This window comes from Sphingobacterium sp. xlx-130 (genome assembly GCF_011007405.1).
GTDB lineage: Bacteria > Bacteroidota > Bacteroidia > Sphingobacteriales > Sphingobacteriaceae > Sphingobacterium > Sphingobacterium luzhongxinii.
In genome coordinates, this window is the sequence record NZ_WFKN01000006.1 from 147,000 (window position 1) to 162,969 (window position 15,970).

The 15,970-nt window shown below is 43.5% G+C and carries 16 protein-coding genes and 1 riboswitch; of the genes, 10 read left to right on the top strand and 6 right to left on the bottom strand.

Annotation, left to right across the window (positions count from 1 at the left end; translation table 11 throughout):
• Positions 1–23 precede the first annotated feature (23 nt).
• From G7B18_RS12085 to G7B18_RS12100, 4 genes are read right to left on the bottom strand one after another with little or no spacing between them, the layout of a single operon-like run.
• Entirely contained in the window at positions 24–1,301 is a 1,278-nt protein-coding gene (locus G7B18_RS12085; protein WP_164122705.1) for a M16 family metallopeptidase, read from the bottom strand.
• Positions 1,294–2,544 (bottom strand): M16 family metallopeptidase, encoded by a 1,251-nt coding sequence (locus tag G7B18_RS12090; RefSeq protein WP_164112563.1) that lies wholly within the window; start codon positions 2,542–2,544, stop codon positions 1,294–1,296. Before G7B18_RS12090 ends, G7B18_RS12085 begins: the two co-directional genes overlap by 8 nt.
• Positions 2,545–2,566: 22 nt before the next feature.
• A complete protein-coding gene (gene hemF, locus G7B18_RS12095) occupies positions 2,567–3,463 on the bottom strand; it encodes an oxygen-dependent coproporphyrinogen oxidase (protein WP_164112564.1) in 897 nt (298 codons plus the stop codon).
• Position 3,464: 1 nt separating this feature from the next.
• On the bottom strand, positions 3,465–4,475 hold the full coding sequence (locus tag G7B18_RS12100; protein ID WP_370626379.1) for an NAD(P)H-dependent glycerol-3-phosphate dehydrogenase: 1,011 nt from the start codon (positions 4,473–4,475) through the stop codon (positions 3,465–3,467).
• A 114-nt stretch (positions 4,476–4,589) separates the two neighbouring features.
• Between G7B18_RS12100 and G7B18_RS12105 the strand changes: the two genes are divergently transcribed.
• The 8 genes from G7B18_RS12105 to G7B18_RS12140 all read left to right on the top strand — a co-directional run bounded on the left by G7B18_RS12105 (position 4,590) and on the right by G7B18_RS12140 (position 11,759).
• Entirely contained in the window at positions 4,590–5,198 is a 609-nt protein-coding gene (locus G7B18_RS12105; protein WP_240452849.1) for a sugar O-acetyltransferase, read from the top strand.
• Positions 5,199–5,401: 203 nt separating this feature from the next.
• Positions 5,402–5,498: riboswitch (TPP riboswitch) on the top strand.
• Between the two features lie 75 nt (positions 5,499–5,573).
• Entirely contained in the window at positions 5,574–5,786 is a 213-nt protein-coding gene (gene thiS / locus G7B18_RS12110) for a sulfur carrier protein ThiS (protein ID WP_164112565.1), read from the top strand.
• Positions 5,787–5,799: 13 nt separating this feature from the next.
• Positions 5,800–7,620, top strand: a complete 1,821-nt coding sequence (thiC, locus tag G7B18_RS12115) for a phosphomethylpyrimidine synthase ThiC (protein ID WP_164122707.1) — start codon at positions 5,800–5,802, stop codon at positions 7,618–7,620.
• A 117-nt stretch (positions 7,621–7,737) separates the two neighbouring features.
• Positions 7,738–8,205: a thiamine phosphate synthase gene (locus G7B18_RS12120; protein WP_164122709.1), complete on the top strand. Its 468-nt coding sequence runs from the start codon at positions 7,738–7,740 to the stop codon at positions 8,203–8,205.
• Positions 8,206–8,528: 323 nt separating this feature from the next.
• Positions 8,529–9,146, top strand: coding sequence for a thiamine phosphate synthase (locus G7B18_RS12125; RefSeq protein ID WP_164112568.1), 618 nt, complete (start codon positions 8,529–8,531; stop codon positions 9,144–9,146).
• On the top strand, positions 9,146–9,922 hold the full coding sequence (locus G7B18_RS12130) for a thiazole synthase (protein WP_164122710.1): 777 nt from the start codon (positions 9,146–9,148) through the stop codon (positions 9,920–9,922). The genes G7B18_RS12125 and G7B18_RS12130 overlap by 1 nt, the downstream gene beginning before the upstream one ends.
• Positions 9,922–11,034, top strand: a complete 1,113-nt coding sequence (gene thiH, locus G7B18_RS12135) for a 2-iminoacetate synthase ThiH (RefSeq protein ID WP_164112570.1) — start codon at positions 9,922–9,924, stop codon at positions 11,032–11,034. The genes G7B18_RS12130 and thiH overlap by 1 nt, the downstream gene beginning before the upstream one ends.
• Positions 11,035–11,045: 11 nt before the next feature.
• Positions 11,046–11,759 carry a HesA/MoeB/ThiF family protein gene (locus G7B18_RS12140; protein WP_164112571.1) on the top strand — a complete coding sequence of 238 codons (714 nt, stop codon included), beginning with the start codon at positions 11,046–11,048 and terminating at the stop codon, positions 11,757–11,759.
• A 472-nt stretch (positions 11,760–12,231) separates the two neighbouring features.
• On the opposite strand, the gene G7B18_RS12145 is transcribed toward G7B18_RS12140, so the two are convergent.
• Positions 12,232–12,882 (bottom strand): hypothetical protein, encoded by a 651-nt coding sequence (locus tag G7B18_RS12145; protein ID WP_164112572.1) that lies wholly within the window; start codon positions 12,880–12,882, stop codon positions 12,232–12,234.
• A gap of 91 nt (positions 12,883–12,973) precedes the next feature.
• Positions 12,974–13,585 carry a WbqC family protein gene (locus G7B18_RS12150; protein WP_164112573.1) on the bottom strand — a complete coding sequence of 204 codons (612 nt, stop codon included), beginning with the start codon at positions 13,583–13,585 and terminating at the stop codon, positions 12,974–12,976.
• 435 nt (positions 13,586–14,020) lie between these two features.
• On the opposite strand from G7B18_RS12150, the gene G7B18_RS12155 reads away from it, so the two are divergent.
• On the top strand, positions 14,021–14,893 hold the full coding sequence (locus G7B18_RS12155; RefSeq protein ID WP_164122712.1) for a lysophospholipid acyltransferase family protein: 873 nt from the start codon (positions 14,021–14,023) through the stop codon (positions 14,891–14,893).
• On the top strand, positions 14,890–15,930 hold the full coding sequence (locus G7B18_RS12160) for a glycosyltransferase family 2 protein (RefSeq protein WP_164112575.1): 1,041 nt from the start codon (positions 14,890–14,892) through the stop codon (positions 15,928–15,930). The genes G7B18_RS12155 and G7B18_RS12160 overlap by 4 nt, the downstream gene beginning before the upstream one ends.
• The last annotated feature ends 40 nt before the right edge of the window (positions 15,931–15,970 follow it).

The following is a 15,970-nucleotide window of genomic DNA, read 5'->3' on the forward strand; positions in this document are numbered from 1 at the left end:
GCCAATTCAAAAAAAGGGAAGTATTAATACTTCCCTGCTATTACTTTGATCATGCGGTCAAAATCGAAATACCGCATAGCAATCTCCTGAACAGTGTTGGGAGTCATATCCCGAAGGACATCCTGATAATACCCATAATAGGCAAGGTCCAGTCCGCTGAAATAAACAGCCTTAAATTTATCGACATGCGAAAAGATACTTTCCAGGCTACCTAGTATACTTCCTTGCATATAGTTACGTACCAGATCGATCTCTGTTTCGTCGGCTCGTTCTTCGTGCAATCGAGCAAATTCACGCTCAATCTCCACTACGGTAGCTTTCGTCACGTCAACGCCCACTTCAGAGCTTAAGGTCATAAAGGCGCTGTGTTTCAGACTGATCACAGCCGACCCAATACTATAGGTATAACCTTTTTCTTCTCGAATATTACGCATCAGCCTCGAGCCAAAAAATCCCCCTAATAACGTATTGACAAACTGTACCGCTGGAAAATCGGAGTGATTTCGTCCGATCGTATAGGTTCCCATCCGTACTGCAGACTGCAGGGCATCATCTTTAGTTTCGATAAGCAGTTTTGAAGAGGCGTAATCAGTCAGGAGAATAGCTCCATGCGTAGCCGGTTGCTTTCCTTCCCAATTTTCACCAAATAGACTATTTACCAGCTCTCTAAGATCATTATCTATCTTTCCGGCAATTAGCAAGGTGCAGTTTTTAGGTTGGATCTGCTTTTGAAATAAATCCAGCAATTGCGCTCTTTTTATAGAGTCATAGTCTTCTACAGTAGCAACAGCACCATACTGGTTATCGCCAAATAAATTCTTGTAGAACAGGCGTCTGGCTACGACATCATTTTTTTGTAGAGCGATCTGTAGATTTTGCTTATTGTTACGTATATAAGTATCTAGCTCCGCCTGCGGAAAAGTTGAATTGCTAAGGATATCAGCGACAATCGGTAATACTTTATCGGCATACTTTCGAATAGTATACAGCGACAATGCCGTATAGTCAAAACTGTATTCCGGCATCAGATAGGCGCCGTAGAAATCAATTTCATCCGCTATCTGAGCGCTACTCCTTGTTAATGTACCTTCTTTCAACATCGAAGACAATGCTACATTTAGCAGCGGTATCCGGGAGCTATCATAGCTATTCTCAAACACAAATTCAAATTTCATCAGTTCAAGATCCTCCGCATGGAATAAAAACGTATGGAGGCCATTGGAATGATTTACCGCTTCAGGATGTATCAGATCAAGGTTTTTTATAGGCTGTGCCAGAGGGGCTACGGATCGATTAAGCATCTACACCTCCTTTCGTCTGGTACCACAAAGTGGATGAATTCTCTTTTCTTAATATTTCGGAAGAAACACGTAATAAATCCTCCGATTTAATACGTGAATATTTAGTACCCTCCATATTATAATCATTGGCATCACCCAGTACTTCATAATAAGCAAGGTTCATTGCCTTGTCCAGGATCGACAATTCTGCAAACAGCATAGTAGACTCAATTTTATTTTTTACTTTTTGTAATTCCGTCTCATCCACCGGTGTCGATGTTATGCGGTCAATCTCTTCCCATATCATAGCTTCTGCGTCGGCAAGGCTTATGTTTTCAGAAGTTTTACCTTCTATTACAAATAGATTGCTATCTACACTTCCTGTAACATAGGCGTTTATTTCCGAAAAACACTGCTTTTCCTTGACCAGTGATCGATACAGTCTTGATGAGGATCCTCTAGACAGGATATCTGAAAGCAGATCCATCGTCTGATAGTCTTTGGACGATCTTTCGCAGCCGTGAAAGGCTATATATATACTATCAACCGGCACATCGGCTACGACAGTTTCGCGTCTAGCACTCAGTTGCTTAGGTTCTTTAGGCAGGTTGCGCTGATAAGATTCACCTTTAGGGATGCCTGCAAACCACTTTTGTGTAAGCGAGCGGACCTGCTCCACCTTAACGTCTCCAGCGACAACCATAATTGCATTTTGAGGCGTATAAAACTTCTGAAAAAAAGCTTTTACATCTTCCATTTTGGCATCTTCAATATGTTTGAGTTCCTTGCCGATAGTAGCCCATCTATAAGGATGTACTTTATAAGCCATAGGTCTCAAGCGGAGCCATGCATCTCCGTAGGGTTGATTCAAGTAACGCTGCTTAAACTCCTCACATACAACCTGCCGCTGTACCTCGAGGCTTTGCTCGCTAAATGCCAGGCTCAACATACGGTCGCTTTCTAACCAAAAAGCGGTCTCCAGGTTGTCTGCCGGCAAGGTTATATAATAGTTGGTGATATCGTTACTGGTAAAAGCGTTATTTTCACCTCCTACCTGTTGCAGTGGAGCATCATAGCTGGGGATATTTATCGAACCGCCAAACATTAAGTGCTCAAATAAATGTGCAAATCCGGTTTTATCAGGAGATTCATCCCGAGCGCCTACATTGTATAAAATATTGACAACAGCCATAGGAGTCGTATGGTCTTCATGTACCAATACAGTCAGCCCGTTGTCCAAAGTAAACTTTTCAAAGTTTATCATAAGAGATAGTTAAAGCAAGAAATTAAATCCAGTTAATACCTTTTTTTAATAAGGCTAATGTTTTTTCTTCTGCTGAATCAGGCTTTGGGGTAAAATTATAAAACCAATTGGCCTGAGCAGGCAAGCTCATCAAGATAGATTCGATGCGGCCGTTAGTTTCCAATCCAAACCGCGTACCGGAATCGTACACGAGGTTAAACTCCACGTAGCGCCCTCTGCGCAATAGTTGCCAGTCTTTTTGTTCCCCGCTAAAGGTCTTATGGCGGCTTCTATTGACCAGGTTTGCATACATCGGCGCAAAGGTCCGTCCCAGATCACAGGAAAATGCGAAGATATCTTCATAAGTCAATCCCGTTTTTTCAGGTGTTAACTTATCATAAAATACGCCCCCTATACCTCTTGTTTCGTCGCGATGCTTAATGTAAAAGTAATTATCCGCCCACGCTTTAAACTCTTCGTAGAAATGGGCGTGGTGCTTATCACAAACTCCTTTTAATGTCTGATGAAAATACCGGGCATCCTCTTCCACCACATAATGTGGCGTGAGATCAATACCTCCTCCAAACCAGCGCTTTTCCGCATTAAGTTCGAAGTAGCGGATGTTCATGTGTATGATAGGGACATGTGGGTTGTTAGGATGTATTACAATGGATACCCCTGTTGCAAAGAAATCATCACAGTCCACACCAAAAGCTTTCTTTATGGCTTCCGGAAGCTTACCGTGTACGGCAGAGAAGTTAACACCTCCTTTTTCAAGGATATTTCCATTCTGAATAACCCGGGTCCTTCCACCGCCACCTCCTTCTCTTTCCCAGATTTCCTCTTCAAATTTAGCTCCACCGTCCAACTTCTCGAGTGCTAAACAGATTTCATCTTGAATACGCTGATATTCCGCAGCAATTTTTTCTTTTAATAACATTCTATGTAAAGTCTTTGGCCAATTTTGTTACTTCCGAACTAGCGGGTTGATGATTATATAATATTTGGAATACCATATTACAGATAGGCATTTTCAGCTCAAATTTCTGAATGATACTTTGTATACACGCCGAGGCGTAATAGCCCTCAGCAACCATGTTCATCTCCAGCTGTGCAGACTGAACAGTATACCCCTTGCCAATCATATTGCCAAATGTCCTGTTGCGGCTAAACTGAGAATAAGCAGTGACCAACAGATCCCCCAGGTAAGCCGAAGCATTGATGTCCCTATATTGCGGATCGAGTGATTTTACAAAGTAAGCCATCTCTCGAATGGCATTAGAAATAAGCACAGCCTGAAAATTATCACCATAGCCCAGCCCATGGCAGATTCCGCCAGCTAGGGCATATATGTTCTTCAGCACGGCTCCGTATTCGATACCGATAATATCATTGGAGGTGATTGTATTGATGTAGCGGGAAGCAAAAAAACCAGCCACCAGAGCCGCTTGTTTTTCTTCGCTGCAGGCAAAGGTCAGGTAGGACAATTTCTCCTGAGCCACCTCTTCGGCGTGGCAGGGCCCCCCAATAGCGACGATCCGATCCAAAGGTATGTCATACCGGGCACGGAGGTATTCGCCCACGATCTGATTTTCGTCCGGAATAATCCCTTTAATTGCCGAAACGACTGTCTTTCCTTCGAAATCCACTGCGGTCAATCCATGTAGCGCAGCTTTTAGGTAAGTGGCCGGTGTATTGACAACGATGATATCGCATTGCTTTACAATCCATTTTACATCGGAGCTGATGTTCGACTTTTTCACCTTGACTTCGACCGCACTTAAATAACTCGGATTATGCTTATATTGCCGAATAAACGTTACGTCTTCCGGTTTACGAACCCACCAGAACACCTCCTTGGCCATCGTGTTGTCATTCAACATCTTTATCATTGCCGTGGCCCAACTTCCGCTTCCTATTATACCAATCTTCAAATTTGAACTATCCATCATTCCAGGCAAAGATAATTAATATTAAATTAACCATTCTTTCAGCCTTTGATTAATGGTATAAAAATGACTTTTCTTATCTTCACCGATATTTTTATCTATTGACAGACGGATATTATGACTGAAAAGGAAAAAATGATAACAGGCAGACCGTATTACGCGCATACCAAAGAATTGACGACACTACGCTTAGCTGCACAACGGCTTTGCTACAGGTATAATCAGATTGACCCCAAAAACTATAAAGAGCGCAAAGGGCTCATTAGGGGGTTATTTGCCAAGACCGAGGCTATGTTTTGTGTCGAGCAGCCCTTCTTCTGCGATTATGGATTTAACATTGAGATCGGGGAGAATTTTTTTGCCAACTATCATTTGACCATCCTAGATTGTGCACCCGTCAAAATAGGCAACAACGTGATGATCGGTCCTTCAGTCTCTATTTTTACCGCTAGTCACCCACTGCATTATGAAGTGCGGAATACAGGTATGGAGTGCGCTATGCCCGTAAACATTGGTGACAATGTCTGGATCGGAGGCAATGTGGTGATCAATCCCAACGTATCCATCGGGCGCAACTCCGTGATCGGGTCCGGTAGTATTGTGACAAAAGATATTCCCGATAATGTGGTGGCCGCCGGCAATCCCTGTAAGGTCATCAGAGCTATAACCGACCAGGACAAAAACTTCTATTTTAAAGATCGAAGGCTGGATACAGAAAGTATTTAAAAAAAAACCTGAAGCGGGGAGCTTCAGGTTTTACCAAACCAATTATTAACCTAAATATGAAATTATGAAATCTTTACTTTTGGTATTAAAACGACTATCAATCCCCGTTAGTATACACGCCGCGCCGTATTAACATTTTTTAACAACCACGAATAAATTTCCTAAATATTTTTTTTTCACAACAATATCCCTTATCCTTGTACCAAATACTTTAGGGGTGTCTGTAAAATACAGGCTGAGATTTTACCCTTGGAACCTGATCTAGTTCATACTAGCGGAGGGAAAAGTAAGTGTACCAATCACTTTGCGGCTACCAATCTGTAGCGCTGCTTTTATAGCATTCCTAAAGTACTTTAATTTAAAAAATTTAGTACTATGCAGATAAAAGTAAACAATCAACCCCATCAGTTTAGCGCCGAGTTTCCCGCTACTTTATTAAGTGTGCTCGCCCTGTTGATGCCAGATCTCCAGACAAATGGTATCGCTGTAGCTATTAACAGCAGCGTGATACCCCGTGAGGACTGGCCCTCCACCCCTATTGCAGACCAAGACGAAATACTGATCATCACCGCTACTCAAGGCGGGTAAAATACCATAAACTATGACAACACAAAATACCACAATTACCACAGTACCATTTCCAAATTCAAAGAAAGTTTACCTACCTGGCAAGCTGCACCCGATCAAGGTCGCCATGCGTGAAATCACGCTCTCGCCTACCCGATTGAGCTCTGGTGGCTTAGCGGAGAATCCTCCCATAACCATTTACGACACATCAGGCCCCTATACCGATGCCGACAAATCTATTGATATCAAGAGCGGTATCGAACGCATCCGTGAGCCGTGGATCCTGGAGCGCAGCGATGTAGAGATATTGGAAAATATCAGTTCTGTGTATGGCAATGAGCGAGCCAACGACCCCAAGTTGGCCGATTTACGCTTTGACTATCAGCATAAGCCCAAAAGAGCACTAGCGCAACGAAATGTAACACAGCTCCATTATGCCAAGAAAGGAATTATTACAGCCGAGATGGAATATGTCGCTATCCGTGAGAACCAACGGATAGAGCAATTGGAAAACAGCACCGCAGGAATGAACCACCAACATATCGGGTATAGTTTTGGTGCAAATACTCCGAATGGCAAGATAACACCAGAGTTTGTCCGTGCCGAGATTGCGGCAGGAAGAGCGATTATTCCCAATAATATTAACCATCCCGAAAGCGAACCCATGATTATAGGGCGTAATTTCTTGGTTAAGATCAATGCTAACATCGGCAATAGCGCGGTGACATCCAGCATCGAAGAGGAGGTAGAGAAGGCCGTATGGGCATGCCGCTGGGGGGCAGACACGATAATGGACCTATCTACCGGAAAAAATATCCATGAAACCAGAGAGTGGATTATCCGAAATTCGCCAGTACCGATCGGCACTGTACCTATATACCAAGCATTGGAAAAAGTAAATGGTATTGCCGAAGATCTCACCTGGGAAATATTTCGGGATACACTTATCGAACAAGCAGAGCAGGGTGTTTCCTATTTCACTATCCATGCCGGCGTATTGCTGCGTTATATCCATCTCACAGCCAAGCGTGTCACAGGTATTGTCTCCAGAGGAGGTTCCATTATGGCCAAATGGTGCCTATTCCATCATCAGGAAAACTTTCTATACACACATTTCGAAGAGATATGCCAGCTTATGAGTCAGTACGATATCGCATTTTCTCTGGGTGACGGTCTACGTCCAGGGTCTATAGCCGATGCCAATGATGAAGCTCAATTTGCCGAACTGGAGACGTTGGGCGAACTCACCAAGATCGCATGGAAACACGATGTACAGGTTATGATCGAGGGGCCAGGACATGTCCCTATGCACCTCATCAAAGAAAACATGGACAAGCAGCTTGCGTGTTGCGATGAAGCTCCATTCTATACATTAGGGCCACTTACGACAGACATCGCTCCCGGCTACGATCATATCACCTCAGCCATCGGTGCTGCCATGATCGGTTGGTATGGCTGCGCCATGCTTTGTTACGTGACTCCAAAAGAACACTTGGGCTTGCCCAATAAAAAGGACGTCAAGGACGGTGTGATCACCTACAAGATTGCCGCTCATGCTGCCGACCTGGCAAAAGGACATCCCGGTGCACAGTATAGAGACAACGTGCTGAGTAAAGCCCGTTTTGAGTTTCGCTGGGAAGACCAATTCAATCTGTCGTTAGATCCTGATACAGCACGCGAGTACCATGATGAGACACTACCGGCCGAAGGAGCCAAAGTAGCACACTTCTGCTCGATGTGCGGTCCAAAATTCTGCTCGATGAAGATCACGCAGGAGATCCGCGAAAGCGTCGCCGAAGGGATGCAGCAAAAGTCTGAGGAATACATCGAGTCGGGAAAGGAAATCTATCTCTAAATGCGTATTGTCACACTTCCAGGTTTCGTTCATCACGAAGAAGCACTGATAAAACAGTTTATTACCTATCCTGAGGTCATTGTGCATATTCGAAAACCTGTGCTGGAAGTTACCGAAATGATGAGATTAGTCGACCGTTTCACGGCAGAGGAGAGAAAGCAACTCGTGCTGCACAGTTATCAGGGACTGAGCCACAGATGGGGCTTGGACCGCGTGCATTACCCTTCGTCCGTCCGAGACGAAGGGCTTGCTCGGTGGGGACAAAATTACACACACCTCAGCACTTCAACACACAACTGGGCCGAATTTAATGCGTTGGACAGAGGTTTTCAGGCAGCCTTTATCAGTCCCGTATTTTCCAGTATTTCAAAGACAGACTACGGGCAGGATGCACAACTTTCCTGTGTAGACAAACGCATGAATTTTTCGACCACACTTATTGCGTTGGGCGGTATATGCCAGGAGAATATCCATACCCTCAAATCTGACTTTGACGATGTGGGATTATGTGGTGCGATCTGGCTCGCCGAGGATCCTTTTACCGCCTTCGAGGCTTGCTACACCTTGTGGTACGATCATCAATAAACTGAAACCGGTTCATCCACAAGCGGGCACCTGACCTTGAGGCCTGGTGCGCAGTAGCGGATTGGCTACAGCAGAATGAAACAATACCGTTGTGCCCATGCGGTACGGCGGCGAGTTTAGCTTCGCTGAACTACACCCGCTTCCGGTTTTGATGACTTTTTCGGAAACCGCGAAGCGTTTATGAAAGCCTTGGGAGCAGCCGCTAACGGATAAAAAGTAATTGCCTGCCCGGCGTAAGGGGCAAACTATTAAAATACAGTTGATAATAAACAAAACAACAGTCGCTTTAACATTAATAACAGGGAAAGCCTATTTTCAAACACATGTATAGCAAAATACAATACATCTCTTCAGGCACGACCGAAGAACAGCAACTAAACAACATTAAGGCCGTATTACAAAAAGGAATCAAATGGGTGCAGCTCCGTTTTAAGACCGAGGATCATACGGCGGTACGCAATGTCGCCAAAGCGACCAAGCTCCTAAAACAGGAATACGACTTCACTTTTATCATCAATGACTTTATCGATATCGCCCAGGAAGTCGATGCAGACGGTGTACACCTGGGGCTAGAAGACCAAGCTGTAGCAACAGCACGGCAGCAACTTGGCCCTGCTAAAATCATAGGAGGCACAGCAAATACGTGGGACGATGTTCAGCAGCGTATCCATGAAGGCTGCGACTATATAGGCCTGGGCCCTTTACGTTTTACGACGTCAAAGGCACAGCTCAGCCCCCTACTAGGCCCTGAAGGCTATAAAGCCATCTTTACGCAATTAAAAGACAGTCCCGCCCCACCTATCTATGCCATTGGAGGTGTCACCTTGGAAGATATTCCATTGCTATCCGCCATCGGGCTATACGGTGTTGCCCTATCGAGCTACCTTGAACGTACCGACCTTACGCCCCTAACGATATATCACACTAACCTTACTGTATAATGAAGAATCTAACAATAGCAGAGCGGACATTTCAGTCCAGATTGTTTATGGGGACCGGAAAATTCGGTTCCAACCAACAGATGCAAGACGCTTTAGTCGCTTCTGGCACAGAACTGGTGACGGTAGCATTAAAGCGTGTTGACGAGGGCCACGACGACGATATATTATCCTATATCAGTCCCTCAGGAGCACATCTCCTACCCAACACATCAGGTGCCCGAACCGCAAAAGAAGCGGTATTGGCAGCCCAGCTCGCCCGCGAAGCCATGCAGACCAACTGGATAAAGCTAGAAATCCATCCTGATCCCAGGTACCTTATGCCGGATCCTATAGAGACCTTAGCTGCATGTGAACAGCTGGTCAAATTAGGTTTTATCGTCCTTCCCTACATTCATGCAGACCCCGTGCTCTGCAAGCGATTAGAAGATGTTGGCACGGCCGCCGTGATGCCCTTAGGCTCACCCATAGGCACCAACCAAGGTTTGAAGACAATTGATTTTCTATCTATCATCATCGAGCAAAGCCACGTGCCTGTCATCGTAGATGCGGGCATCGGGGCGCCGTCCGATGCAAGCAAGGCTTTGGAAATGGGTGCAGATGCCGTCCTGGTCAATACGGCAATAGCGGTATCACCTCAGCCCATCGTCATGGCCCAGGCCTTTGCCAAAGCTGTCGAAGCCGGACGGCTAGCCTACGAAGCCGGCCTGGGATATGTGGACAAAACAGCGGCATCCAGCAGCCCCCTCACCGCTTTTTTAAATCAAACCTATAGTTAATGGAAACTACATTTACGGCTCTATTCAACGATTACTCCTGGCAGGAGATAAAAGACAGGATATATCATACGACGATAGATGAAGTGTATCGGTCGCTCCGTAAAGAAAAGCACGATGTATATGACTTTCTGAATCTGGTATCTCCCGTTGCCAAACCCCTGTTGGAAGAGATGGCCCAGCTATCGCACAGGCTCACCATCAAGCGTTTTGGTAAAAACATACAGTTGTACGCGCCACTGTACCTTAGCAATGAATGCCAGAATATATGTACCTATTGTGGCTTTAGCATGGATAATAAAATCCCCAGACGCACACTGCAGCCTGCCGAAATAGCGCTGGAAGCAGAAGCGCTAAAGAAAATGGGGTTCCAACATGTTCTGTTGGTGACCGGCGAATCCAATCATCGGGTAGATACAGATTACTTCCTACGTGCAGTTGCACAGTTGGTACCGATATTTTCAAACATATCCATAGAGGTGCAACCTTTGGACTATGAAGACTATGCCGTATTGCATGAAGCAAAAGTAAACGCCGTCATGGTGTATCAAGAAACCTACCATCAGGCCGCCTATAAAAGTTATCACCCCAAGGGTAAAAAATCCAATTTTCATTACAGGCTCGAGACCCCTGATCGAATCGGTAGGGCTCAAATCCATAAAATTGGCTTAGGTGTGTTATTGGGTTTAGAGGACTGGAGGGTGGACAGCTTCTTTACTGCTTTACATATAGATTACCTACAAAAGAAATACTGGAAGACCAAGTATAGCGTATCATTTCCCCGGCTACGACCTGCCAGTGGCAGCGTAGAACCCAATTTTGTCATGCAGGATGATGACCTGCTGCAATTGATATGTGCCTATCGGATCTGGAATCCAGATCTCGAGTTATCACTTTCCACGAGAGAGCATGCTATTTTTCGGGATCATGTCATTCCGTTGGGTATCACCGCCATGAGTGCCGGATCCAAGACCAATCCCGGTGGCTATGTCGTTGCACCCGAATCACTGGAACAATTTGAAATTAGCGACGAGCGCACACCAGCCGAGATCGCTACTTTAATCACCCAAAAAGGCTATCAGCCAGTATGGAAAGACTGGGTGCCCGAGTACTAAACTTTAAAGGTATGGAATTAACAAAAGAACAGATCTTACGTTACAAAAAGCAAATATCCTTTGCTCCAATAGGGCTTCAAGGCCAGAAACAAATTTGTCAAAGTCGGGTTCTCGTGATCGGCGCAGGTGGTTTGGGGGCGCCTAGTTTACTATATCTTGCCGCAGCAGGTGTCGGAACGCTAGCTTGTATCGACTTTGACCGCGTAGAGATCCATAATCTTCACCGGCAGATTATACACCGCGAGAAAAATATAGGTGTACCCAAGGTATTCTCCGCAATGGAAGCCATTCAAGCACTTAATTCAACAGTCAATTTCGAAGCAATAGACGAAAAAATAACCGAGGCCAATATCGATGACTATGTGTCACAGTACGATGTAATCTTAGATGGTACAGATAATTTTGCATCCCGCTATGCGATCAATGACGCTTGTGTAAGACAAAAAAAGCCACTCGTATACGGTACCGTATTAAATTTTGAGCTTCAGCTTGCTGTTTTTAATTTGGAGGGATCCAAACATCTTAGACACCTCTTTCCGCTCCCCCCCGATCCGGATCAGGTTCCCAGTTGCGAACTCAATGGCGTATTGAATACCGTTCCCGGTATATTAGGTTTGATGATGGCACAAGAAGCTCTTGCGATAATAACAGGTAGCCCCGGTCTGAAAAATCAACTTTTGATCCTGCGTACGGATACCTGGAGTATCAACAAAGTTTCTTTCTGATGCTCTTCGAGCAATGCCGTCCGCAGGTGCAAAAAAAATCCTGAAGCGGGGAGCTCCAGGATTTACCAAACCAATTATTAACCTAAATATGAAATTATGAATTTAATATTCGCGGAAAATATCACAAACGAAATACCAAATTAAAGTTGTAACAATTATTTAACATAATTTTAACAAAAAAATATTAATTCTCGATAAAGATATTTTATAGCCATTTTTTTGACCGTATTTTTTCCTGTCAATGGCAGTCTATTTATACTGTCAATTTTGCAGTAAATGACATTATTTGGACGGACAAACCGAAATTTAGACTTAAGTTAAAAGAAAAATCCTGAAGCGGGGAGCTTCAGGATTTACCAAACCAATTATTAACCTAAATTATGAAATTATGAATGTTATATTCACCTTAATAACGTTAACATTTTTTTTAAATTACATAAAAGGGTATAGCTTAACATTTTTTAACAGATAGTTAAGGAGCTATAATATCCACCACCTTGTCGCTCAACCGTGTTATGTCAGATTTCAGCCCAACCATAAAAGTCAAGACGTGAAAGGGTTGCCCTTCAACTTTGTTTACGTTATACAAATAGCCGATCTCCGTACCCAAGAAAAATCCCTTAAATTTATAGTCTGCTCCTATCCCCAGCTTTGTTCCAAAAGCTATCGAACGGAGATATTCCACTTTGACCACATCTCCCACCAGATTAGATCGAGGCTCGTTGGCCAATCCGATTGCGGGGCCCAGATACACATAGGTATTCAATCTGTCAAACTGTCTTCTAGTTCCTGCTGCCAGACTGAGCATATAAAAACTGGATAGGCCATTTTCTATAATTGTATTAAATTCCGGATCTCTGATCTTTTGATCATATTTAAAAGACAGCATGTACAAGGCGGGGTATAAGTAATACTTAGGGTTTTTCAGTGTGATATCCAGCCCCATACTACCGACAAAAAGTTTGGGCGATAGTACATCCTTTGTTTTTCCTAAGGGGATTCCCAATCCAGTGCCGGCAAAGTAATACACTTTTTTGTAGTGGATGGTGTCCACGCCCGTCTGCGCTATCGATGGGCTACAAGGGCTGATAAGTAATAATAAGGCTATTATAATCCGATTCATTGTTATAAAATAAAAATACCTTAGCGGTTTCTATCTTGATTAGAACAACAAGATGGACTTATAGTTTTAAAATAAATACCTTTGTCGGAAGTTACAAGAACATTTTACTTTGCGGTCCCTGATTGAATAATAAGTCGATTATACTCACCTGCGGTTGAAAGCCAGTTCGGTCTTCAAAGACCTGATAATATACCTTAGGACGCGCATAGACAGAAGTTTTTTTAGGGTGTATCGAACTTCTGAAATCCAATTCTTCAGGATAGCTTTCCTCGTAAGATTCGGTGTACTTTATTTCTCGTTGGATCTTTAACAATCGCAGTACTACCTGCAGCTGTTCTACATTGAAATCAAAAAGATAATCGTATTTCTTTTCATAAAAAGGAGCGAAAGCGTCCTCGTAGTACTCAAAATATGCCGAGCTGCGATACGCCGTCTGTATGCTGGACCAGTGTAAGCGTTGCCAGTCATGGTCATAACTTATCTTAACCTCTTTCATTGCCACATGCTCTTTTCTCCCGTGTTGTATAGGGATAAATAGGTCCAATATTCCATTGGCCGTAGCGATATGTGTTCTACTACGGTAGGTTTGTTTCGGAAAATGCTCGTACTGATCTAAAAGTATATCTACAGGATTTTTTGCAATAGCATGGAAATACGATACCGGCGGAAGATAATTTGCAGCTAATAGAACAGGGATAGACATTTTTGTAACTATAATTTTGAATTTGTACGCAAAACTAATGTTATTTAGGGAAATTTCTGCTATAAAAAGCTTAGTAATAGTATTTAATCAGCATATCGAAATCAAGCCGCTTGCTCAAACGGCTCTATCACGTTGCATCGCGACCAAAAAGAATAGACAATTCCAGCTCTTTTTTCAGAAAGTGTATGTTTTATTGATGAAGCTATGTTCTTAGGAATCAAGGAGCTCCCTTCGTTCGGTTTAAGGGTCGTCAGGAACTTATTAATGTTTTTTTTGCATGGGCATTCAAGAGCTCACCCGATAACATTGGAATCGGTTCATCGCTGTTGGAGATCTGCCAGCTGGCGGATCATAAAAGTTTTTATGGATAGGTGTTGGCGAATGCTAAGCATTTTCTCTAAGTTTGCGTAACTTAAAACGTCACGATCATTATAAATGAAAAAAAGTATACTACATTTTATTTTACATATGATGTCCAAGATGCCTTTTTGGATGCTATATGGGATCTCAGATGTATTGTACATTTTGATTTATCATGTTCTCGGATACCGCAAGAAGATCGTGTTTAGAAATCTACGCAACTCTTTTCCCGAAAAAAGCGAAGTGGAGATCCAGACCATTGCCAAGCAGTTTTACCGTTATTTTCCCGACATTATTGTAGAGGTTGTAAAGATGTTCAGCATCAATAAAGCTGATGTCGAAAGGCGTATCGAACTTCTCAATCCAGAGGAGGTGTACAGGCATTTTGACGCAGGGCGGGCAGTGATCGGAGTTACGGCGCATTATGGCAACTGGGAGCTCGGAATACATCGCTTGTCGCTGATGACCGATTTTGCTAGACTCATAATCTATAAGCCATTAAACAACGAGGACATCAATCAGATTTATAACGGTGTGCGCACTCGATTTGGTGCTACTATGGTTCCGATGAAGCAGATTTTAAGGCACATTGTACGACTCAAAAATACGCCTCACATCAGTATGTTTGTAGCCGATCAGACCCCGATGTACCAGGATTCGGATTACTACATGACCTTTCTCAATCAAGAGACATTAGTCTATACCGGTACAGAGCGTATTGCCAAGATAACAAATAGTCCTGTTGTTTATTGTCATATTGGACGAAAGGCAAAAAGAGGACATTATTTTTGTAAATTTACCACTTTAGTAGAAACGCCTTCTATGTATGCGGATCACGAAATCACGAAAATTCATAATGAATTTACCGAACAGATCATACGTGATACACCAGCCTATTGGTTATGGTCGCACAATAGATGGAAAAGACAGCGAAAAGATAAAGCATGACACAATACCCTAAGGTAGCCGTTGTAATATTAAACTGGAATGGCAGATATTTCTTAGAAAAGTTTCTGCCATCTGTATATAACACTACGTATCCTAATATAGAATTTATACTGGGCGACAATGCCTCATCCGATGATTCCATTGATTTCGTCCGGTCCAATTTTCCCCAGATCAGAATCATCCAAAATACGGAAAATCTCGGCTTTGCCGGAGGCTACAATAAGATCTTAGAGCAGGTAGAAGCCGAGTACTATGTGTTATTAAACTCCGATGTTGAAGTCAGTCCAGGGTGGATCGAACCCGTCATCGAGACGATGATGCAGGAGTCCTTCGTTGCGGCTCAGCCTAAAATCCGCTCCTTTCATCAAAAAGAGTACTTCGAACACGCCGGTGCTGCGGGCGGTTATCTGGATATCTATGGATATCCTTTCTGTCGCGGTCGTATCTTAAATACCGTTGAGATCGATTCCGGTCAATATGATACCACCAAGGAGATATTTTGGGCCACAGGAGCTGCCTTGTTTATAAAGTCAGCTGTCTGGAAGGAAGTACAAGGTTTTGATGCCGATTTTTTTGCACACATGGAAGAGATAGATCTATGTTGGCGATTAAAAAAGCTGGGATACAAAATCGGCTACTGTCCACAGAGTACCGTGTATCATGTCGGCGGGGGCACACTCAATACGAGTAACCCTAAAAAGACCTACTTAAATTTTAGGAACAACCTGGTCATGCTGCAAAAAAACCTCTCCTTCTGGACAGCGGTGTGGGTGATATTTGCACGCCTTTGGTTAGACCTTATAGCACTGATGCATTTTTTTATGGAAGGAAAGGCGAGAGACGCCTGGGCCATCAGTAGAGCACATCAGTACTTTTTCCTGAATTTCTTTAAAAATGCTTCAAAAAGGAAAAAAACTCCTCCGGCTTACAATAAAGTTGGTCTTTACAAAAAATGCATCATTTGGGAGTATTATATGAACAAAATGCAGCGTTTCTCAGACTTGCCTGCAAATAATTTCCCATTAACGGAGAAATAGCGAATGCAGTGACGCCCGTTGTCTTTTTTCTGGAAAAAGA